This window comes from Streptomyces sp. PKA51 (genome assembly GCF_057552455.1).
The window spans coordinates 218061-238551 of record NZ_BAAJPZ010000009.1 but is presented as its reverse complement, the minus strand read 5'-3'; the positions used below and the strand labels follow the sequence as shown (position 1 = coordinate 238551).

11 protein-coding genes are annotated in these 20491 nt (G+C 75.7%); 6 read left to right on the top strand and 5 right to left on the bottom strand.

What is annotated here, in order from left to right; translation table 11 throughout:
• The first annotated feature begins 8 nt into the window (after positions 1–8).
• Genes AC27L3_RS16745 through AC27L3_RS16730 form a run of 4 tightly spaced genes read left to right on the top strand, consistent with a single transcriptional unit; the run spans position 9 to position 6815 of the window.
• Entirely contained in the window at positions 9–1535 is a 1527-nt protein-coding gene (locus tag AC27L3_RS16745; protein WP_487234801.1) for a hypothetical protein, read from the top strand.
• Entirely contained in the window at positions 1532–2830 is a 1299-nt protein-coding gene (locus tag AC27L3_RS16740; protein ID WP_487234800.1) for a glycosyltransferase family 87 protein, read from the top strand. The genes AC27L3_RS16745 and AC27L3_RS16740 overlap by 4 nt, the downstream gene beginning before the upstream one ends.
• Positions 2831–2838: 8 nt before the next feature.
• On the top strand, positions 2839–5631 hold the full coding sequence (locus AC27L3_RS16735; protein WP_487234799.1) for a bifunctional glycosyltransferase/CDP-glycerol:glycerophosphate glycerophosphotransferase: 2793 nt from the start codon (positions 2839–2841) through the stop codon (positions 5629–5631).
• A complete protein-coding gene (locus AC27L3_RS16730; protein WP_487234798.1) occupies positions 5628–6815 on the top strand; it encodes a glycosyltransferase in 1188 nt (395 codons plus the stop codon). Before AC27L3_RS16735 ends, AC27L3_RS16730 begins: the two co-directional genes overlap by 4 nt.
• Before the next feature lie 84 nt (positions 6816–6899).
• Here the strand turns inward: AC27L3_RS16730 and AC27L3_RS16725 are convergent, their stop codons facing one another.
• Positions 6900–8666 (bottom strand): glycosyltransferase, encoded by a 1767-nt coding sequence (locus AC27L3_RS16725; protein WP_487234797.1) that lies wholly within the window; start codon positions 8664–8666, stop codon positions 6900–6902.
• A gap of 85 nt (positions 8667–8751) precedes the next feature.
• On the opposite strand from AC27L3_RS16725, the gene AC27L3_RS16720 reads away from it, so the two are divergent.
• Positions 8752–10314 carry a glycosyltransferase family 39 protein gene (locus AC27L3_RS16720; RefSeq protein WP_487234796.1) on the top strand — a complete coding sequence of 521 codons (1563 nt, stop codon included), beginning with the start codon at positions 8752–8754 and terminating at the stop codon, positions 10312–10314.
• A 4-nt stretch (positions 10315–10318) separates the two neighbouring features.
• Here the strand turns inward: AC27L3_RS16720 and AC27L3_RS16715 are convergent, their stop codons facing one another.
• From AC27L3_RS16715 to AC27L3_RS16700, 4 genes are all read right to left on the bottom strand, one after another.
• Entirely contained in the window at positions 10319–11203 is an 885-nt protein-coding gene (locus tag AC27L3_RS16715) for a carbohydrate ABC transporter permease (RefSeq protein WP_487234795.1), read from the bottom strand.
• Positions 11200–12576, bottom strand: coding sequence for a carbohydrate ABC transporter permease (locus tag AC27L3_RS16710; protein ID WP_487234794.1), 1377 nt, complete (start codon positions 12574–12576; stop codon positions 11200–11202). Before AC27L3_RS16710 ends, AC27L3_RS16715 begins: the two co-directional genes overlap by 4 nt.
• A 14-nt stretch (positions 12577–12590) precedes the next feature.
• Positions 12591–14060 carry an ABC transporter substrate-binding protein gene (locus tag AC27L3_RS16705; protein WP_487234793.1) on the bottom strand — a complete coding sequence of 490 codons (1470 nt, stop codon included), beginning with the start codon at positions 14058–14060 and terminating at the stop codon, positions 12591–12593.
• 649 nt (positions 14061–14709) lie between these two features.
• Positions 14710–18051 (bottom strand): FtsK/SpoIIIE domain-containing protein, encoded by a 3342-nt coding sequence (locus AC27L3_RS16700; RefSeq protein WP_487234828.1) that lies wholly within the window; start codon positions 18049–18051, stop codon positions 14710–14712.
• 529 nt (positions 18052–18580) lie between these two features.
• On the opposite strand from AC27L3_RS16700, the gene AC27L3_RS16695 reads away from it, so the two are divergent.
• Positions 18581–20386 (top strand): serine/threonine-protein kinase, encoded by a 1806-nt coding sequence (locus AC27L3_RS16695; protein ID WP_487234792.1) that lies wholly within the window; start codon positions 18581–18583, stop codon positions 20384–20386.
• Positions 20387–20491 lie beyond the last annotated feature (105 nt).

Here is a 20491-nt window from a genome sequence, read left to right as displayed (position 1 = left end):
CGGCCCTGGTGCCCGCGCACGGACACGGCCGGGGGGCCCGCCTGCCGCACCGGACGGCCGTGGCCGCGGTCGTCCTGCTCGCCGTCCTGCTGCTGCTCATGGTGGTGCGGCTGCCGTGGTCCGGCGACCTCGGCATGCACGCGGCCGTCCTCGAACGGCTGCGCACCGACCTGATCCACCCGGGCAACCCCCTGGTCGACGCCGACACCGACAGTCCCTACTACTCGCCGTGGACCGTCGCCCTGGCCCTGGTCGCCGGCGCGACGGGGTGGGGGACGTTCGGCGTGCTGCGGCTGGCGGGCCTGGCCGGGCTGGCGGCACTGGGCACGGGCCTCGCCGCCTTCGTCCGTACGTTCACCCGCGCCCGTACGGCCGTGCCGCTGGCGCTGCTGTGCTTCCTGCTGCTCTACGGCACCGTGCCGTTCGCCTGGAGCGGGATGCCGGGGCTGACCTCGCTGAGCCTGACGCTCGCCTACCCCAGCACCTTGGCCCTGGGGCTCACGCTGCACCTGTGGGCGCTGCTGCGCCGCGCGGTGCGGGACGGCTGGGGGCTGAGGCGGTTCCTGTGTCTGGGAGTTCTGCTGGGTCTGGTGCTGCTGGTGCATCAGTTCACCGGGGCGGTCGCGCTGCTGGGCACGGTGGCGCTGCTGCTGGGGGCCCGGCCGTGGCCGGACCGCACGGTGTGGCGGCGTCTCGCGGCGGGCGGGGCAGCGGCGCTGGTCCTGCCGCTGTGCTGGCCGTACTACTCGTTCCTCGCGCTGCTCGACGGCGGCCGGCTGGACGCCGTCCACCGGCATCTGTACGCGCACCTGCCCGTGCGGTTCGGACTGCTGGCGGTGGGAGCGGTGGCCCTGGGGATGCGCTGGCACCGCGATCGCCGGGATCCCCTGGTGCTCCTGTTCGTCCTGGCGAGCGCGGTGTTCGCGGTGGGCGGGCTCAGCGGGCACTACGCGTGGGGGCGGGTGCTGCCGGCCATTCTGATCCCCCCGCAGATCGCCCTGGCCGCCGAGGCGGCAGGGGCACTGGAGGAGTCCGGGACGGCGCCGGGGGCGCGGCTGCGGCGGGTGGTGCCCGTGGTGACGGCGGTCGCGCTGGCGGCAGGGGCCTGGGGCCAGGCGGGCGCCCTGACGTACGTCCTGCACCGGCAGGCGATCCCCCCGGGCCTGCGGCACGCGCGCGTCATCGCGCTGTGGCCGGGCTTCGGCTGGGCGGCCCGCCGGGTGCCCCGGGGCGCCACGGTGCTGACCGCCGACTACTACGCGCTGCGGTCGCTGCCGGCCTACGGCCGGTACACCGTCGCCCCCGCCTACCCCGACCTCTTCCTTCCCGACGAGGAGCGGCGCCACCGGGCCGTCCGGCGCTACTTCGCCCCCACGACCTCCCGGGCCGAACGGCTCGGCATCCTCAAGGAGTACGGCGTGCGCTGGGTGCTGCAGAAGAACGACGGGACGGGGCCGCCCCCCGCCGACCCCGCCCTCAGGCCGGTGGCACAGGGCTCCGGCGGTCTGTCCCTGATGGAGGTCGTGGCCCGGTGAGCGCGAGCACGGCGCAACACGAGCCCCCGCACGACGCGACGTGCGGGTGGGAGGAGCTCGTCGTGCACCGGCTGCGCGAGCGCGCCTCGTGGCCCGCCCTGACGGCGGCGGTGCTGCTGTACACGCTCAGTTCGGTACGGGCGTACGCCAAGGACCGCACCGGCATCGACAACGCCGTCGTGGTGCGGGCCGCGCACACCCTGCTGGAGGGCGGCTCCCCGTACGCGGACAAACGGTTTCTCTATCTGCCGGGCGCGGTTTTCGCCGCGCTGCCGCAGACACCGCTCTCGCGCCGGGTGCTGTTCTACGCCGTCCCGCCGGTGACCGGCGCCCTGGTGGCGCTGGGGGTGGTGCTGGCCCTGCGGATCTTCGACGTGCGCGCGGACAGCCGGCTGGCGGCGGCGGCGCTGGTGGGCACGGCATTGTTCGTCCCCTTCCAGAGCCTGGTCTTCCTGGGCAACTGGACGGCGGCATCGGTGGTGGCCCTCCCGGCCGCCCTGCTGCTCGCGCGGCGCGGCCGCTGGTCGGGGGCGGGCATGGTGGTCGGGGCCGCGGTGGCGCTGAAACCCATGCTGGTGCCGGTGCTGCTGCTGTTCGTCCTCGCCCGGCGGTGGCGGGCGCTGGCTTGGGCCGTCGGCCTGCCGGCCGCGCTCTCCCTGGCGGCGGCCTGGGCCATGCCCCGGCCCGGGCTGTTCTTCACCCGCACCCTGCCCTTCCTGCTGCACGGGCAGGACTCCTACGCCCGCCCCTACGACTCGGCCTGGCCGAGCGTGCTGCCCCGGCTCGGGGTGCCGCACACCCTGGCCCTTGTGCTGGCCGTGGCGGCCGGGGCGGCGGTGCTGTCCTTCGCCCGGCTGCGCTGGCGCGCGGGGGGCGAGGAGGCGTTGCGGCTGGTGGAGTGCGCCTCGCTGCTGATGCTGGCGGCTTTCGTGGTCTCGCGGCCCGCCTTTCTCAACTACGCGCTGGTCGTCGTGCCGTCGCTGGCCGCCTCGGTGGTGGAACGGGGTGCGGCGGCCCGCTCGGTGTGGTTCTGGATGCCGCTGGTGCCGCAGGTGGGGGGAGTGCCGTGGCCCGGCCTCGACACCGCGCAGCGGCACGCCTTCCGGGACGCGGTGATGTACGGGGGGCTGGCGGTGGTGCTCGCGCTGACGGCGAGGCGACGGGCGGGGCGGTCGTGGCGGCCGGGGCCGTCGGGGTGGTCGGGCGCGAAGGGACCGGGAAGAGGGCTTGTCACTCTCCGTAATGACGACTACTCTCTGTGTAGGGAAGGTCAGCCCAGAGCGACCCCGGAGTGAGGTGAGCCATGTCCGCCGCCCCTGACGTCAGCGTCGTCCTCATCGTCTACAACGACGCCGGGCGCCTGCCGCGCGCCGCCCGCTCGGTCCTGGCGCAGTCCCTGCACAACCTTGAACTGATCGTGGTCGACGACTGCTCCACGGACGCCACCGCGCACGTGGCCCGGCAGCTGGCCGCCACCGACCCACGGGTCAGAGTGCTGCGGCTGCTGGTCAACAGCGGCGGATGCGGAGCCCCGCGCAACGCGGGCATCGAAGCGGCCCGCGCCCCCTATGTGATGTTCCTCGACAGCGACGACGAACTCCCCTACCACGCCTGCAAATCCCTGCTGCTGACCGCCGAACGGACCGGAGCCGACTTCGTCACGGGAGAGGTCACGCGCCTGTTCGAGGAGAGCGGCACCACCGCTTTGTGGTACCCCGAACTCTTCGCCGAGGAACGCCTGGTGACCGGCCTGGCCTCCGCGCCCGCCTACTTCCTGGACCACCTGTCCACCAACAAGCTCTACCGCGCCGGCTTCCTCGCCGCCCACGGCCTGCGCTTCCCCGAAGACCTCCACTACGAGGACCAGCTCTTCTCCGCCCGGGCCTTCGTACTCGCCCGCTCCTTCGCCGTCGTCCCCTGGCCCGTCTACACCTGGCGACTGGCCACCGACCCGGCCACCGGGCCGTCCATCTCGTCGAGCCGGCACAAGATCGGCAACGTCGCCGACCGCATCGCGGTGGCCCGGCTCATCGACGACTTCCTCGCGGAATCCGGCAACGGCGGCCTCAAAGTCGCCAAGGACACCAAGTTCCTCCGGCACGACCTGCGGCTGTACCTCGGCGACCTGCCCTTCCGCGCCCCGGAATGGACGAAGGAGTTCGCCGCCACGGTCACGCCCTACCTCGCCGGCATCGCCCCCGAAGCCGTCGCCGCCATGCCGCGCGAACAACAGATCTGCCAGTACCTGCTGCAGACCGGACGGCTCGCGGAAGCCACCGAGTGCGCCCGCACCCTCGACCGCCCGCGCATCGCCCCGCGGCACGTCGTACGGGACGCCGCCGGGCGCACCTTCTGGGGCCGGACCCCGCCCGGCGACGAACAGGTCGCCCGCGCCCTGGACATCGGCTCCTGGCACCTGGACGAGCAACCCTTCGCCACCGGCCCCCTGCGCCACGAGATCACCGGCCTGCGTCTGACCGGAACCCGGCTGCGGATCGGCCTGCACACCTACGACCCCGCCCGGCTGCTCGGCGGCGCCGTCCCCGTCACGGCCGGACTGCGCGTGGCCGCCGCCGGGGACGCGCTCACCGTGCCCTTCTCCTACGCGCCGGCCCGGCCCGGCGCCCGGGAGCACACCGCCGACATCGATGTCGACCTGCGCCGCGTCCCGCTCGGCCCCAAGGGGTTCCACGGGCGCCGGCACCCCGTCGTCGTCCTCGAACGCCTCGGACTCGGCCGCACCGACCCCCTGCTCGCCCCCCACGACCTGTCGCCGCGGTCGGTGCGCACCGCCGGGCACCGGGTGCACATCCGGTGCGAGGGGCACGGCGCCGGACGGCTGGAGCTGCAGTGGGAGCGCACCGGCCTCCTCGGCGGCGCCGAGGCCGCGGCGGCGCGCCTCGGGCCCCTGGCCGCCGGGGCGGAGCGGCTGCACCGCAAAGTGACCGGGCCCCAGGCCAAGGCCCTGGTCCACCGGGAGCTGCAGAGGCTGCCCATCGACGAGGAACTGGTCGTCTTCGAGGCCCTGGAGGGCCGGGGCTACGCCGACAGCCCCCGCTACCTCCACGAGGAAGTGCGCCGCCGCGGGCTGCCGCTGCGCTGCGTGTGGTCCCACGCCGGGAGCACCGCCTCCTTCCCGGCGGACACGGAGCTGGTCCGGCGCGGCAGCTGGGAGTACGTCCGCCTGCTCGCCCGGGCCCGCTACTGGGTGGACTCGCACGGCTTCCCCGCCCCCCTCGCCAAGCGGCCGCAGACCCGCTACCTGCAGACCTGGCACGGGCAGGCCTTCAAGCACATGGGCTTCGACATCCCCGAGCTGCGCCTGGCGAACCCCGAGCAGCGACGGCGGCACCACGAGGCCGTCGCCCGGTGGGACGCCCTCGTCTGCCCCAGCGAGGACTTCGAGCGCACCTTCGTGCGCGCCAACGCCTACCCCGGCCGGCTGCTGCACACCGGGCTGCCCCGCAACGACGTGCTCGTCCGCAAGGACGAACCCGAGCAGCGCGACCGCGCCCTGGCCGCCCGCGAACGCCTGCAGATCCCCGAGGACCGCAAGGTGCTGCTGTACGCCCCCACCTTCCGCGACGGGGCCCGCGGCACCGGCGCGTCCGTGCGCGTCGACCTCGCCCGGCTGCTGACGGGCCGTGACGGGGTCGGCGAGGAGTGGACGGTGGTCGTCCGCCCCCACTACTACGAGCACTTCACCGTGCCCCGGGAGCTGGGGCACGCCGTGCGCGACGGCCGGGAGTTCACCGACCTCAACGATCTGCTGCTCGCCTCGGACGCCCTGCTCACGGACTACTCGTCGGTGATGTTCGACTACGCCAACCTCGGATGCCCCATCCTGCTGTACGCCGACGACTACGAGGACTACCGCAGCGCCACCCGCGGGGCCTACTACGACCTGGCCGAGATCGCGCCGGGGCCCGTGCTCGCCGACACCGGCGACCTGGCCGCCGCGCTGCGCGACCTGCCGGCGGTGGCCGACCAGTGGGCCGGTGCCTACGCGAAGTTCCGGGCGCGATTCAACCCCCACGAGACCGGCCGGTCGAGCAAGGCCGTGGTCGACCTGTTCTTCGAAGAGGCACAGCGATGAAAGAGCCGCGGACGAGGGTGGCACGGGGTGCGGCCCGGCACCTGTTCCTGGTGGGCATCGACGTGGACTCCCTCGGCGGCTCCCAACGCGTGCTGCACACCCTCGCCCAAGGCTTCGCCGGGCGCGGGCACGCCGTCGAGCTCGTCGGCATCCGGCCCAGCCCCGAGCCGCACCCCTTCGTCGCCGCCCCCGCCTACCGGCGCACCACGCTCTACCGCGCCCCCGCCCCGCCGGCCCGGCGCGCCGCCTCCCTGGCCGAGCGGCTCGGCCCCGCGCACCTGCGCGCGGCCCGTGCCGAGCGGGCCGAGCGCGCCCGCGCCCGGGCGCTGCTGGCCCGGCGCCTGGCCGCGGTGCCGCACGGGGTGCGCGCCCACGTGATCGCCGGCTCGCCGTGGGCGGTGGTGTGGCTGCAATCGGTGCCCCGCGACCCGCGCATCACCGTCATCGGGCAGTACCACGAGTCGTTCCTGCAGGCGCGGGCCACGGCCAACCTGCAGCTGATCCTGCAGCACTACCCGGCGCTGGAGAAGGCCCTCTTCCTCAGCGAGGCCGACGCCGCCGAGTTCCGGCGCCGGCGACTGCCCAACGCCGCGGCGATGCCCAACCCGCTGCCGTTCGAGCCCCCGCCCGGGCCGCCCGCACCCGACACCCGCCGCGTCGGCGCGGTCGGCCGGCTGGAGGAGGTCAAACGGCTGGACCGGCTGCTCGACGCCTTCGCCACGGCGAGCGCCGTACGGCCCGGCTGGGAGCTGCACCTGTTCGGCGACGGCCCGCTGGAGCCACGGCTGCGCGCCCTGGCCGCCCGCCTGGGCATCGCCGATCGGGTCCGCTTCCGCGGCAGCGTGCGGGACATGGCCGCCGCCTACCGGGAGCTGTCCGTGCTCGCCCTGACCAGCGAACGGGAGGGCCGGCCGATGGCCCTGGCCGAGGCGTCGGCGGCCGGGGTGCCGTGCGTGAGCTTCGACCTGTCGGGCGGGGTGCGGGAGCTGGTCGTCGACGGGCGGACGGGCACCCTCGTGCCGCACGGCGACACCGAGGCGTTCGCCGCCGCGCTGGGGGAGCTGATGGCGGACGGCGCGCTGCGGGAGCGGTACGGCAGGGCGGCCCGCGCCCACGTCGCGCCCCTGGCCCTGCCGGCGGTGCTGGACCGCTGGGAAGCGCTGTTCGAAGAAATCGACCGGTGAGGCAATCACCACGGGGGGACGCAGGACATGCAAACGCAGGACATGCAAGCGCAGCAGGACACGGAAACGCAGGACAGCAAGGCACTAGGCGTCGTCGCGCCGGGATCGGGGCGTGCGCAGCACGGTCGGCAGCAGTCTGGCCAAGGAAAGCCTGACCGGCACGAGCCGCACGGCCGGGCGCGGCCCTACAACCGCAGGCCGCCGCGCGGGCAGCCGGCGCACGAGAACCGTGCGCATCCGGCGCAGGACGATCCCCGCTCCGCAGCGCACCCCGGGCGCCAGCCGCAGGGCGAGCGAGCCGGCGCCGGTCGTGCAGGGCTGGGCCAGCAGCACGCCGCCGCGCAGCCCGAAGCGGACGCTCGGGCGCGTGCGGACGGCGACGGCCCGGGCGGCGGTGCGCAGCACTCCGCCGTGGGTGCAGTGGATGCGCACCCGCACGTCCCACGCCTGTGGCCCCCGCCCCGCGCCGTCGCGGCGGCCGCGGGCGGCCAGTTGCCCGAGGTCCAGGTCGAGGGCGGCCCGCCAGCCGGCGCCGTCCCGCGTGAGGGGGACGGCGTGCTCGACGACGGCCGCGCCGTCCCGCAGCCGCAGTTCGACGTGCAGGGTGTGCGGGGCCGCGGCGGCCAGCCGGCCGTAGATCTCGTGGACGCGCAGCCGCAGCCCGGCGCGCAGTTGGGGGCCGGGCAGCAGCGTGGCATCCACCGTGACCGGCAGCCGGCGGGCCGGCTTGGCGCCCGGTCCGGTGAGCCCGTCCAGGACGGCCTGCGGCAGGTCGGCCGCCCACACCGGCTCGCCCGCCGCCTCGGCGTAGGGCGGCAGCAGCCGGGCGGGCCGGGCCGCGAGCTGGGCGAGGCGGTCGAGGTCGCGCGGGGCGGGGGAGGCGAGGACCACGCGGGCGATCCAGCGGGCGGGCGCGCGGGCGGCCCGCAGGTCGGTCTCCTCGCAGCCGGCCAGCCAGTCGCGGGTCACCCGCCACCAGGCGCGGCGGTACGCCGGGCCGTGCCCGGGCAGCTCCCGGACGTACATGCGCAGGTCGTGGTCGAGGAACTTCACCCGGGCGGCGTGCGCGAGCGGTGTCCTGCCCGCCTCCGCGAGCACCGCCACGCCCTGCCGGTGGGCCCGCAGGCGCGCCTGCCAGTTCTCCACGCGCCGGCGGTCCAGGGAGAGGGAGGCGCGGGCGGCGTTCCGCCGCACGTGCCAGACGTAGACCGTGTCGGGCACCAGGGCCAGCCGGGGGCCCGCGGCCAGCAGCCGTGCGCCGAAGACGAAGTCCTCGTAGGGGAAGCGGCCGTCGGGGAAGACGATGCCGTGCCGGGCGAGGAAGGCACGTGCGTAGAGCTTGTTGACGCACAAGGTGTCCCGCACCAGGGCCGGGTGGTCCTCGGGCCGGTCGTGGACGACGGCCCGCCGGTACAGCTGCGGCTGCCAGGGGGTGTCGCGGCCGCGGGGGAGCTCCCGGCGCACGCACAATCCCGCCGCGACCGGCACCTCGTGGGCGAGGGCCGCTGCCAGCAGGGCCGGCACGGCTCCCTGCGGGAGCACGTCGTCGCTGTCGAGGAACATCACGTACGGCGCGGTGGCCGCGCGGACGCCGTCGTTGCGCGGGGTGCCGCAGCCACCGCTGTTGACCGGGCGGTGAATCACCCTCAGACGCGGTTCGCCTGCGGCCAGGCGGTCCAGGAGCGGGCCGGTCCGGTCGGTGGAGGCGTCGTCCACCGCGATGACCTCGGCGACCGCCGGGCCCTGGCCGAGGGCGGAGCGCACGGCATCGGCGATGTGCGCGGCGTCGTCGTAGCCGATGACGATCACGCTGACCTGTGCTCCGGGGATTCCGCTCCCGTTCACTGCCATAGCACTCAGTTGTATCCAATAAGTATGCCTAATCGGGGCATTCTGGGGCCGCGCGTGGCTCGGTCGTGCGGGGAGGGGTACGGAAATGGAACATGTGGCGGAGCTGACCGCCCCGCGGGGCGCGTCACGCGCCACGCCGGGGCCGGCGCCCCGGGGCCGGCCCTTCGCGGTGCCGGTCGCGGTCGTCGTCCCCGCCGCCGTGATGCTCTTCCTGGGCCTGTGGGGGCTGGACCGGGGCACCATGTGGCGCGACGAGGCGGCCACCTTCCAGGTCGCGCGCCGCAGCCTGCCGGAGATCTGGCGGACGCTGGGCCACGTGGACGCCGTCCACGGCCTGTACTACGTCCTGATGCACCCTCTGCTGGCCCTGCGGGCCGACGAGATTGTGCTGCGCCTGCCCTCCGTCGTGGCCGCGGCGGTCACCGCCGGGCTCGTCGGGGCGATCGGCAGCCGGCTGGCCGGCCCCCGGGCGGGCCTGTGGGCCGGCCTGCTCTACGCCGCGACGCCGTTCGTCAGCCACTACGCCCAGGAGGGTCGCTCGTACGCCCTGGTCGCCGCCGGTGCCGCGCTGGCCACCTGGCTGCTGCTGGAGGCGGTGGAGCGCCAGGAGCCGGGCCGGTACGGGCCCTGGGCGGCCTATGCGGCGGTGGTGGCGGTCACCGCGCTGCTGCACGAGTTCGCGATCCTGCTGCTGGCCGCGCACGGCACCACCCTGCTGCTCGCGCGCGTGCCGTGGCCGGTGTGGCGCGGCTGGGGCTGCGCGGCGGCCGCCGCGTGCACGGTCCTCGCCCCCTTGGCGGTCGTCTCGCACGGGCAGAGCGGCCAGGTCTCCTGGCTGCGCGCCCCCGGCCCCGAGCAGGCCGGGGCACTGCTCGACGCCTTCGCAGGCCCGCGGACGGCGGTCGTCGCCGTCACCGTGCTGCTGGCCGGCCTCGCCTGCGTCCTGCCGCTGCCGGGCACCGGCCGGCTCGGTGCGACCCAGGTCGCCCTGCCGCTGGCCGTGGTGCCGCCGGTGCTGCTGTACGCCGCGTCCCGCTGGCAGCCGCTCTTCCTGGACCGCTACCTGCTCTTCTGCCTGGCCGGCGTCCCGCTGCTCGCGGCGGCGGGCGCCGAGCGGGTGCTCGGCCTGCTGCCGTGGCGGCGCCTCGCCGCGGTGGCCGGGGCCGCGGCGGTGGCGGTGGCCTTCGTCGTCCAATTGCCGCAGCACGAGCGCGAACGCCTGCCCGCGAGCCGGGGCGACGAGCTGGCCCGGGTCGCCGCCGTGGTCGGCAAGCAGGCCCGGCCGGGTGACGCGGTCCTCTTCCTCCCGCTGCACGAGCGGCGCATATCCCTGGCCTACCCCGGCGCCTTCACCGGGCTGCACGACGTCGCGCTCGCCCGCTCGCCCGCCGCCTCCGGCACCCTCTACGGGCAGGAGACGACAGCCCCACGGCTGCGGGATCGCCTGCAGCGGCTCCCGCCCCGGCAGCGGCTGTGGGTGGTGTGGGACACCACCACGGTCGGCACGCCGTGGTTCGGGGCCCAGCGTGCCGAGACGGCGAAGCGTGCGGTGCTCGACACGCTGTACCGGGAGGAGTCCACGGTCTTCGTGCGCGGCGGGGCGGTCTCCCTCTACACCCGCATTCCCCGTGCCGGGCCGCTTACGTGACCGCTTACTTGACCGCGCCCGCCATCACGCCGCTGACGAACTGCCGCTGGAAGGCGAAGAAGACGGCCAGCGGCACGACCATCGACAGGAAGGCCCCCGATGCCAGCACGTCGACGTTGTCCCCGAACTGCCGCACCTGCTGCTGCAGCGCCACCGTGATCGGCGGATTGCCGCTGTCCGCGAAGATCAGCGCGACGAGCATGTCGTTCCACACCCACAGGAACTGGAAGATGCCCAGCGAGGCGATCGCGGGCCCGCCCAGCGGCAGCACGACCCGGGTGAACAGGCGCAGTTCGCCCGCTCCGTCCAGGCGCGCCGCCTCCAGCAGCTCGCGCGGTATCTCCGCGAAGAAGTTGCGCAGCAGGAACACCGCGAAGGGCAGCCCGAAGGCGGTGTGGAAGAGCACCACGCCCACGGTCGTCTCGAAGATCCCCAGGGTGTTGAAGAGCTTGGCCACCGGGATCAGCGCGATCTGCACCGGCACCACCAGCAGCCCGACCACCAGCAGGAACCACCAGTCGCGCCCGGGGAAGTCCAGCCAGGCGAAGGCGTAGCCGGCCAGCGCGCCGATCACGATGACCAGCACCGTCGCCGGCACGGTGATCAGCGCGGTGGTCAGGAGGGAGTGCATCACGTGCTCGTTGCCGAACAGCGACCGGTAGCTGGCCGTCGTCAGCTGCCCGGGGTGGGCGAGGACCTGCCACCACCCCGACGCCGCGATGTCGGACTTGTCGCGCAGGGAGGACAGCAGCAGCCCCACCGCCGGTGTCAGCCACACCAGGCCGACCACGACGAGGAAGACCCGCACGGCGCCCCCGCCGAGCCGGGCGGTGATCCGGGCCGCCAGGGAGCGCCTGCCCCGTACGACCGTGTTCGCGGTGGTGGTCATCGCCGCTCCTTCCGTTCCCGGCGGATCCGGCGCAGGTTCATCACCATCACGGGGGTGACGAGCAGCAGCAGGAGGACGGCGATCGCGCTGCCCACGCCCTGGTTGACGTTGGTGCCGAAGGACGACTGGTACAGCTGCAGGGCCAGGACGTTGGCGTTGTCCAGGCTGGAGCCGGGGGCGATGATGTAGACGAGGTCGAAGATCTTCAGCACGTTGATCATCAGCGTGACGACGACGACCGCGAGCACCGGCGCCAGCAGCGGCACGGTCACCCGGCGGAAGACCTGCCATTCGTTCGCGCCGTCGACCCGTGCGGCCTCCAGCAGTTCGCGCGGCACCCCGGCCAGACCCGCCGCGATGAGCACCATCGCGAAGCCCGCCCACATCCAGATGTACGCGCCGATGATGGACGGCGTCACCAGCGCCGGGCCCAGCCAGTCGACGCCGTTGTAGGCGGTGGCGAAGTTCGCGGCGGGCAGCCGCAGCAGGGCCCCGTCGGCCGCCTGCGGCAGCGTGAAGGTGCCGTCCGACGCGGTGGTGGCCGAGGCGACCGTACGGCCGTCCCGGACGGCCTCCACCGTCACTCCGGCGAGTCCCTTCTCGCCGCGGTCGATGGCGCCCGGCGCACCGCCGCCGCCCCGGGTGAAGTCCAGCCACACCGTGCCGGTGATTTTCCCGGCCGCCGGCCGGGCCGGGGCGGCGTCCTTCGCCCCGCCGACGTCCTCCGGCTTGACGGCGACCAGCGGCATCAGCACCGGCGAGCCGGCCCGTACCGCCGCCCACGTCGTGTACGCGCCGCCGCCGGCCTCCTTCAGCCCGGCGTTGGGCCGGGGCCGCGCCCCCGGGTAGGGGGCCGGGGCGGCGAAGGTGTCGTGGATACCGACCCAGACGGCATTGGCCACGCCGCGGTCCGGGTCCTGCTCGTACACCAGCCGGAAGATGATGCCCGCGGCGAGCATGGAGATCGCCATCGGCATGAAGACGACCAGCTTGAACGCCGTGCCCCAGCGCACCCGTTCGGTGAGCACCGCGAAGACCAGGCCCAGCGCGGTGGCCACCGTCGGTGCGACGACGACCCACACGATGTTGTTGCGCAGGGCCGTGCGAATGCGGGCGTCGGTGAAGACCTCCTGGTAGTTGTCCGCGCCCGCGAAGGAGGTGCCGGAGGCGTCGAAGAGGCTGCGGTAGACGGAGTAGCCGATGGGATAGAGGACGAGTGCGCCCAGCAGGGCCAGGGCGGGCAGCAGGAAACAGGCCGCCACCCAGCCGCGGGTGCCCGGGACGCCGCCGCGCCGGCCCGGCCCCGGGGCGGGGACGGGCGGTGCGGGCTTGGCGGGCGGCGGTGCGGACGGAGGCGCGGTCGCGGTGGTCATCCGTGCCGCTCCCGTCAGTTGCCGAAGGCCTTGGCCGCGTCGGACTCCAGCCGCTGCTGGGTGCCCGCCACGTCCGAGGGATTGCGCAGGAAGTCCTGCAACTGCTTCCACTCGCCCTGCCCCGGCTTGCCGCCGAAGGCGGCCGGTGCCTGGTCGGACATGTCGAAGCGGAAGTCGTCGCCCGCTGCGACCACGGCCTTGGCGATCGTGCGCAGCACGTCGTCCGGGTAGGCGGCGGGGTCGAGGTTCTTGTTGGCGGAGACGAAGCCGCCGTCCTTCGCCCACACGGCCGCCGCGTCCGGGGAGGCCAGGAAGGTCAGCAGGGCCTGCGCGGCCGGGCCGTCCTTGAGGATCGTGCCCACGTCGCCGCCGGTGACCACCGGGGAGCGGCTGCCGACCGCGGGGAAGGGGAAGACCTTGGCATCCGAGCCGATCTTCGCCTTCGCCCCGATGATGTTGGCCGCCGCGAAGTCGCCCTCGAAGACCATGGCGGCCTTGGCCTTCTCGCCGCCGCTGAAGGTCTGCGTCACCGACGTCGGGAACTGTATCTGCAGCGCCCCGTCGTTGCCGCCCGCTAGCAGTTCCCGCTTCCCGAAGAGCTGGCCGAGCGTGGTCAGGGCGTCCTTGACCGACGGGTCCGTCCACTTGATCCTGTGCTGGGCCAGCTGGTCGTACTTCTCGCGGCCGGCCTGGGAGAGGTAGACGTTCTCGAACCAGTCCGTCAGCGTCCAGCCGTCCGCGCCGCCCACCGAGACGGGCGGGACCCCGTAGTCGGCGACGGCCTGGGCCGTGCGCAGGAAGTCCGCCCACGTCGCCGGCGCCTTGACCCCCGCCGCATCGAAGATCTTGGTGTTGTACCAGACGAGGGACTTGTTGGTGGCCTTGAAGTAGACCCCGTACTGCTTGCCGTCGGCCGAACCGAGGTCCTGCCAGCCCTGGGAGAAGTTCTTCTTCAGCTGCGCGACGGCCTCGGGCCCCAGCGGCTTGAGCCACCCCTTCTTGGCGAACTCCCGCAGTGCCCCCGGCTGTTGCAGCAGGGCCACGTCCGGCGGATCGCCGCCGGCCACCTTCGAACCGATGAACGCCGACATGTCGTCGCCGCTGGGCACGTACGCGACCTGGGCCCCGGTGCGCCGGGAGAACTCGGTCAGGACCTTGGTGAAGCTCTTCTGCTCGGCGCCCGTCCACACGGCGGTCACCTTCAGCTTCTGCCCGTCCAGCTTGGGCAGTTGCACGGTGTGCGGGACGACGTCGGAGGCGCCCGGCGCCGGGGCGGAACTCTTCGCCGCCCCGCCGTCCTTGTCGTCGCCACTGTCGCTGCACCCGGCGGCCGCCAGGGCCAGCACTCCCACCACGGCCACGGCCCGGGCGCGCCGGCCGGCCCGCGTTCTGCGCCCGCCCGGCGCCCCGCGCCCGGCGCCCGCGCCGTGGGCGGCGAGCACCGCGCGTATCGCGCGGAGCGGTGTGCGTGTTGCCGTGCGCATGGCCGTACCTCCCGTGCCCGGTTCCCCGCAGGCGGCCGCGCCGTCCGTCGTCCCGATGGGCGGCCGCACTTCCGTGCGACAGTCCTACGCCCGGGGCCAGGCCGCCGCAATACCGTCTCCGGTGTCAACCGGGCCATCGTGACCGGGATGTGACGCGCGATCGGCGAGCCGCAGGCACCTGCGGCGCAGCCGCTTCACACCCGTGCCGCGCGGCACACGAGTCACCGCGGGGCGGTGCCGCGAGCCACGCTGGCGCGCTCGCCCTGCGGGCGGGACCGCGGCGCCCCGTAAGGGGCGCGGGGAACTGCACGACAAGCCACGACGCGCCCGCAGGTACGTCGGCTGCAGGCCGTCGGTGGCCGATCGCGCCCACGCGGTGGCAGCCGCAGATCGAACGCTGCCCCGCGCCCCTTACGGGGCACTGGGTGATCCGCCGGGCCCGCCCGGCCGCCGGTGGCCGATCGCGCCCACGCGGCGGCAGCTCGAACGCTGCCCCGCGCCCCTGGCGGGGCGCTGCGCGATCCGCCGGATAGGCCCTGGAGCACACGGTGCCGTATCCGCGCTTGCGCCCCGGGCGGGCCTGCCCGCCGTGCTGCCCGGGCCGGCGCAGCGGCACGTGTGCCGCGCGGCGTGCCCCTGCACCGCGGGGCTACAGCAGTGCCGGGGCCGCGTCTGCGCCTGCCGACTGGGCCGCGCGTTGGAGCGCGCTTGCGAGGAGGGCGAGGTCGGTCGGTCCGTTGCCGAGTTCGCGCACCGGGCGGCGGGTGGGCGGGTCGCCCATGCGTTCCCAGTCCAGCGCCACGACGGTCGGGCGCAGGGTCGCCGTCCGCGGGATACGGCCCGTCACGCGCCCCGCCTGGAACGGCGTCGTCGCGTCGTCGTCGGGCCGCTGGAGCCGGCCGCGGCCCGGGGCGGGTTCGCCGGCGGCCACGCCGTCCGGGCCCGCCGCGGCGCCGCCGGGCGCGTCCGCCGCGGGCGGCGCGATCTCCAGCGTCACCCGCAGCCCGGCCCGTTCGACGGCCGCGGTGTCGGCGGTGCGCTCGGGGCGGCCGGACGCGGCGATCAGGTGGATGCCCAGCCGTTCGCCGTCGCGGGCGACCGCCTCCAGGGCCCGGACCACCGAACCGGCGGCCGGCCGGCCCGTACTGCCGAGTGCCGGCGCGACCAGCGCGTCGTAGTCGTCGACGAGGACGACGAGGCGCGGCAGCGCCGTCTGCGCCGTGCGCACCGGCCCCCCGCGCTGGGTGCGCAGCTTGAGCGTGCCGCTGGATGCGGTCTCCAGGTCCTCGCCAGCGGTGTCCGCCGGGCGGCGCGGCGCGCCGACGCCCGGGTCGGGGGCGGGGTTGCGCTCGTGCCAGCCGGCGAAGTCGAGGGTGCCCAGCAGTTCGGCGCGGCGCTTGAGTTCCGAGCCGAGCGCTTGGGCGAACTCGCGCATCCGTACCGGGTCCGCGGCGGCGAGGTATGTCGAGACGTGCGGCAGGTCGGTGCACACCCGCAGGCCCTCGCCGCGCTCGGCGGCGGCGCCGTCGACCAGGACCAGGGAGAGCCGGTCGGGCCGGTCGCCGGCGGCCAGGGAGGCGGCGAGCGAGCGCAGCAGTTCGGTCTTCCCACTGCCGGGGCCGCCCTCGACGACCAGGTGCGGCCCGTCCGCCGCGACGTCCACGCACAGCGGTCCGTGCGGGCCCGCGCCCAGCACCGCCACCGCCCGCCCGCCGGGCCGGGTGGCCCGGTCGGCGGCGGCCGCCCAGCGTGCCGTCAGCGAGGCGGGGGTGGCCCGGGCCAGGCCGAGTTCGTCCAGCAGGCGCGCCGAGCGCGGCAGGGCCACCGCGACCCGGGAGGCGTGGGCGGGGTCGGCGGAGTTCTCGGCCACGCGCAGCGGGGCGAGGGCCCGGGCGAAGCGCTCGGCCCAGGCGGCGGAGACGGCGGCGACGCCGGCGACGGCCGTCGCGGGCGCCCCCGGCTCGGCTCCGGTGCGGTCGATGACCTGCACCACGGTGGCCACTTCGCCGCTGAGCAGGGCGACGGTGCCGCACCGGTCGAAGGCGGGGGAGACCGCTCCGGCCGTGGCGAGGGTGGCCGTCACGGGTGAGGACGGCGTGGCCGCCGGCGCCTGCGCCAGGCACAGCAGGTGGATGCCGACGGCCGGGCCGCAGGCGGCCAGGCGTGCGATGGACTCGCGCAGTCCGGCGGAACCGGGGTCGCCGTCGACGACGACCACGGTGTACGGCCCGTGGTGCCGTTCCGCGGCCGCGGCCACCGCCTCGGCCGGGGCGCCGGCCCAGCCGGTGCCCAGGGGGCCGTCCTCCAGCCGCCGCACGAGCTCGGCCACGCGGGCCTCGGCCTGCTCGCGGTCGTAGGCGAGCAGCAGCCGGCAGTCCTGTCCGTGCACGGGGCGGACGTGCGGCAGCCAGCCCAGCCACGACCACTGCGCCACCCGCTCCTCGGCGGGCCGCGCCCGGTCGGCGCTGATCAGGACGAGCTCCAGGGTGCCGGGCGCGTGCAGCGCGGCCAGCTGCGCCAGGACGGAGCGGGCCAGTCCCGAGAGCCGCTCCTGCGGCCCCGCCAGCCCCAGGGCGCCCGCGCGTCGCAGGTCCGCGGTCACGGGTACGGAGGGCAGCGGCCCGCCGCCGTCGGCCGCGTAGCGGTCGGCGGTGCCCAGGCGCACGGTCAGCAGGTCGGGGTGGCCCGGGCCGCGTTCCCACAGCCGGGGGCCGGGGCCGAGCGCGGTGAGCAGGACGGTGGCCGGGTCGGGCCACCGCTCGCGCAGCGCGGCCGCGGAGGACGGGGTGCCCTGCGGTGCGCCGTCCTCGGCGGTGGCGCCCTCGTGGTCGCGCCCGGGCTCCGGGCGCTGCCCGGCGCCGCGGCCGCCCGCCAGGCGGCGGGCCCAGGCCCCTATGCCCCGCCCCCGGCGCCGGCCCTCGGCGGGCTCCGGCGCGGGGTCCGCGTCGCCGCCGGGCACGGGTCCGGCGAGGTGGGCGAAGCCGGCGGTGCGGCCGACGCCGCCGGGGCCGGGCGGCGGGGTGTCGGGTCCGGCGGCGCCGATGCTGCCGGTGTGCCGCACCGGGCGCCCGGCGGGCGCGGCCGGGCCCTGTTCGGGCACGGCCCAGGACGGCGTGCGCGCGGCCCGGGCGTCGGGCCCGTACTGCTCGCCCAGGGGCACGCCGGCGGGCGGGGTGCGCGTGTCGTCGTCCGGCCGGGGGCCGGGGACGCCCGCACGGCCGGTGCGGGCCTCCCCGTCGCGGGGGCCCGGGACGCGTGCGGCGCCGGCCGCCGGCAGGTGGGCGTACCCGGGGTGCGCGGCGGTGCTGCCGCGGGGGCGGGCACCGGCGCCGGGCAGCGGCACCCGCAGGTGCCCCTCGCCGTCGGGCGCGGCCGGCAGGACCGGCGGCGCGCTGCCGGCGCCGGTCCCGCCCAGGGTCAGCGTGGACTCGCCCACGTGCACCAGCGCGCCGGGGACGAGCGGGACGGGTGTGGAGCCGACGCCCTCGCCGTCCAGCCGGGTGCCGTTGGTCGAGCCGAGGTCGCACAGGGTGACCGTGCCGTCGTCGGCGACCGTCACGGCGCAGTGCAGCCGGGAGACGTCGGGGTCGTCCAGGGGGATGTCGGCGGTGCTCGACCGGCCGATGCGCACCTCGCCGCCGTGCAGCAGGTGCACGCCGCCCGCGTCGGGGCCCGAGACGACGTGCAGGCGGGCGTCGGCCGCGCCGGCGACGGGCGGGTGCTCCGGCCCGGCCGGGGCGCCCAGCGCCAGTACCGCCCCGTCGATCAGCGGCGGCTCGCCCAGGGCGCAGCGCTGGGGGTCGAGGCGCTCGCTGCCGGCGTGCACCACGACGGTGCCGCCGCCGAGGTCCGAGCCGGCCGCCGCCACGGCCGCGGCCAGGCCGCTGGTGACGGCGGCCAGGGCGGTGCCGGCGGGGGCGGTCACGAGCACGTCGCAGGCGCACGTGGCGTGGCCGCTGAGCGGCCCGAGGACGGTCAGCCGGATCTGCATCGCCGTCAACGGTCCCTTCTGCCCGGCGGGCGGGACGGGCAGAAGGCAAGGCCCCTCCCCGCACCCGGCACGGGCGCGTCGGCTCGTACAGGTCAGCGCGTCGCCCCGGGGGGCTCCCGCTCCCCTTCGGCGGCGCGCGTGCTGGCATGCATCCTCGCACCTGCACGCGGCGACGCGCCCGGCGAGCGTCGATTCGTGATCTTGAACGACCGGACGGGCGCGTCGGCACTTTCGACCATGGTCGGCGTGTGGTCTGTTTCTTTTGAAAAAGACCTGGTCCGGACCGTTTTCCTGCGATTGTTGGAGCTGTCGCCGGCAGCGGCGGCGCCGGACGCGGCAACCTTCGGCCGCCGGGTCGCGTCTTTCCCCGGAGCCCCACCGGATTCGTCCGACCGGCGGTCCGGGCGGCGGCACTACAGTGGGCGCAAGGCGAAAGCCGGATCGCAGAGCCCCGCTTTTCCTCAGAAGAACCAGTCCGGTGAGACCAGTCCGGTGAGACCGGTCCGATCACGACCAGGGAGCGCATGACGTGCGGCCGGTAGGCAGCAAATACCTGCTCGAGGAGCCGCTCGGACGCGGAGCCACGGGAACCGTGTGGCGGGCCCGGCAGAGGGAGACGGCCGGGGCCGAGGCGGCCGTGGCCGGCCAGCCGGGCGAGACCGTCGCCATCAAGGTGCTCAAGGAGGAGCTGGCCAACGACGCCGACGTCGTGATGCGCTTCCTGCGCGAGCGCTCGGTCCTGCTGCGCCTGACGCACCCCAACATCGTGCGCACCCGCGACCTGGTCGTCGAGGGCGACCTGCTGGCCCTCGTCATGGACCTCGTCGACGGCCCCGACCTGCACCGCTACCTCCGCGAGAACGGCCCCTTCACCCCGGTCGCCGCGGCGCTGCTCACCGCGCAGATCGCCGATGCCCTGGCCGTCAGCCACGCCGACGGCATCGTCCACCGCGACCTGAAGCCCGCCAACGTGCTGCTGCGCAACGACGGCGGGCAGATGCACCCGATGCTGACCGACTTCGGCATCGCACGCCTGGCCGACTCCCCGGGCCTGACCCGCACCCACGAGTTCGTCGGCACCCCCGCCTACGTCGCCCCCGAGTCCGCCGAGGGGCGCCCGCAGACCTCCGCCGTCGATGTCTACGGCGCCGGCATCCTGCTGTACGAGCTGGTCACCGGCCACCCGCCGTTCGCCGGCGCGACCGCGCTGGAGGTGCTCCACCAGCACCTGAGCGCCGAGCCGCGCCGCCCCTCGACCATCCCCGAACCGCTGTGGACGGTCATGGAGCGCTGCCTGCGCAAGCGCCCCGAGGAGCGCCCGAGCGCCGAGAACCTCGCCCGCGCCCTGCGCGTGGTCGCCGCCGGCATCGGCGTGCACGCCTCCCCGGCCCAGGCCGAGGCCGCCCTCGGCGTCGCCGGGCTGCTCGCCCCCGACCCGCAGCCCACCGAGGTGCCCGGTACGGGAGCGGCCGCCGCCGACGCCCAGGCCACCCAGGTGCTGCCCACCGGCTCCGGCGCGCCCGCCGGGTACGACCCCGACGCCGCGACCAGCGTGCTGCCCAGCACGTCGGCCGGCCCCGGCGCCGACCCCACCCAGGTGCTGCCCGCCGGCTCCGGCCCGCGGGGCTCCGCCGACCCCACGCGCGCCATGCCGCCCGTGCCGCCCGGCCCCCCGCAGCAGCAGGGCGAGGACCCGCACCCGTGGCAGACCCAGCTGCGCGCGGCCCGCGACCGCAACGAGCAGACGCAGTACCTCGACCCCGGCGAGGACCCGCTGCGCCGCCGTCCCACCCGCCGCCAGGCGCCCCAGCCGCCGCAGGCTCCGCAGCAGCAGTACGGCCACCAGCAGTACGGGCAGCAGCAGTACGGCCGGCAGCCCCAGGGGCAGCAGCAGTACGGCCAGCAGCCCCCCTACCGGGCCCCGCAGCCGCCCCAGCCCCAGCCGCAGCAGTCGTACACGCCCTCGCGCGCGCCCAGGCACCAGACGCCGCAGCCTCCGCAGGCGTACGCGCCCCAGCCGTACGCCGCCCCGCGGGCGCCCGAGCCGGCCGCCGCGCCGCCGCGCCGGGAGCCGCGTCCGCCGCGGCAGCGCAGCGCCAATCCCATGCACATCCCGGGCCTCGGCTGCCTCAAGGGCTGCCTGTTCATGATCGTCCTGCTGGTGGTCGGCTCCTGGCTGGTGTGGGAGTTCACCCCGCTCAAGGACTGGGTCGCGGACGGCAAGAGCTTCTGGGACGCCACGTGGGACTGGGTGACCGGCGTCAAGGACTGGATCAGCGACCTCGTCTCCGGCAGCTCGGGCGGCTCCGGCGGCTCGGAGAGCGTCGTTCCGTAGCCGGCCGGGGCTTGCCGACGGCCCTCCGGGCCGCCGACGGCCCGAATCTGTCGATATGTCGACACCCGAAGGGTGTTTTCTGCCGCAGAAGTGACGGTTGGCGCC

Excerpts from the sequence above, each read along its gene's own strand:
- AC27L3_RS16720 (WP_487234796.1), top strand. The coding sequence starts at position 8,752 with ATGGAACATGTGGCGGAGCTGACCGCCCCGCGGGGCGCGTCACGCGCC.
- AC27L3_RS16730 (WP_487234798.1), top strand. The coding sequence starts at position 5,628 with ATGAAAGAGCCGCGGACGAGGGTGGCACGGGGTGCGGCCCGGCACCTG.
- AC27L3_RS16700 (WP_487234828.1), bottom strand. The coding sequence starts at position 18,051 with ATGCAGATCCGGCTGACCGTCCTCGGGCCGCTCAGCGGCCACGCCACG.
- AC27L3_RS16725 (WP_487234797.1), bottom strand. The coding sequence starts at position 8,666 with ATGGCAGTGAACGGGAGCGGAATCCCCGGAGCACAGGTCAGCGTGATC.
- AC27L3_RS16705 (WP_487234793.1), bottom strand. The coding sequence starts at position 14,060 with ATGCGCACGGCAACACGCACACCGCTCCGCGCGATACGCGCGGTGCTC.
- AC27L3_RS16715 (WP_487234795.1), bottom strand. The coding sequence starts at position 11,203 with ATGACCACCACCGCGAACACGGTCGTACGGGGCAGGCGCTCCCTGGCG.
- AC27L3_RS16735 (WP_487234799.1), top strand. The coding sequence starts at position 2,839 with ATGTCCGCCGCCCCTGACGTCAGCGTCGTCCTCATCGTCTACAACGAC.
- AC27L3_RS16710 (WP_487234794.1), bottom strand. The coding sequence starts at position 12,576 with ATGACCACCGCGACCGCGCCTCCGTCCGCACCGCCGCCCGCCAAGCCC.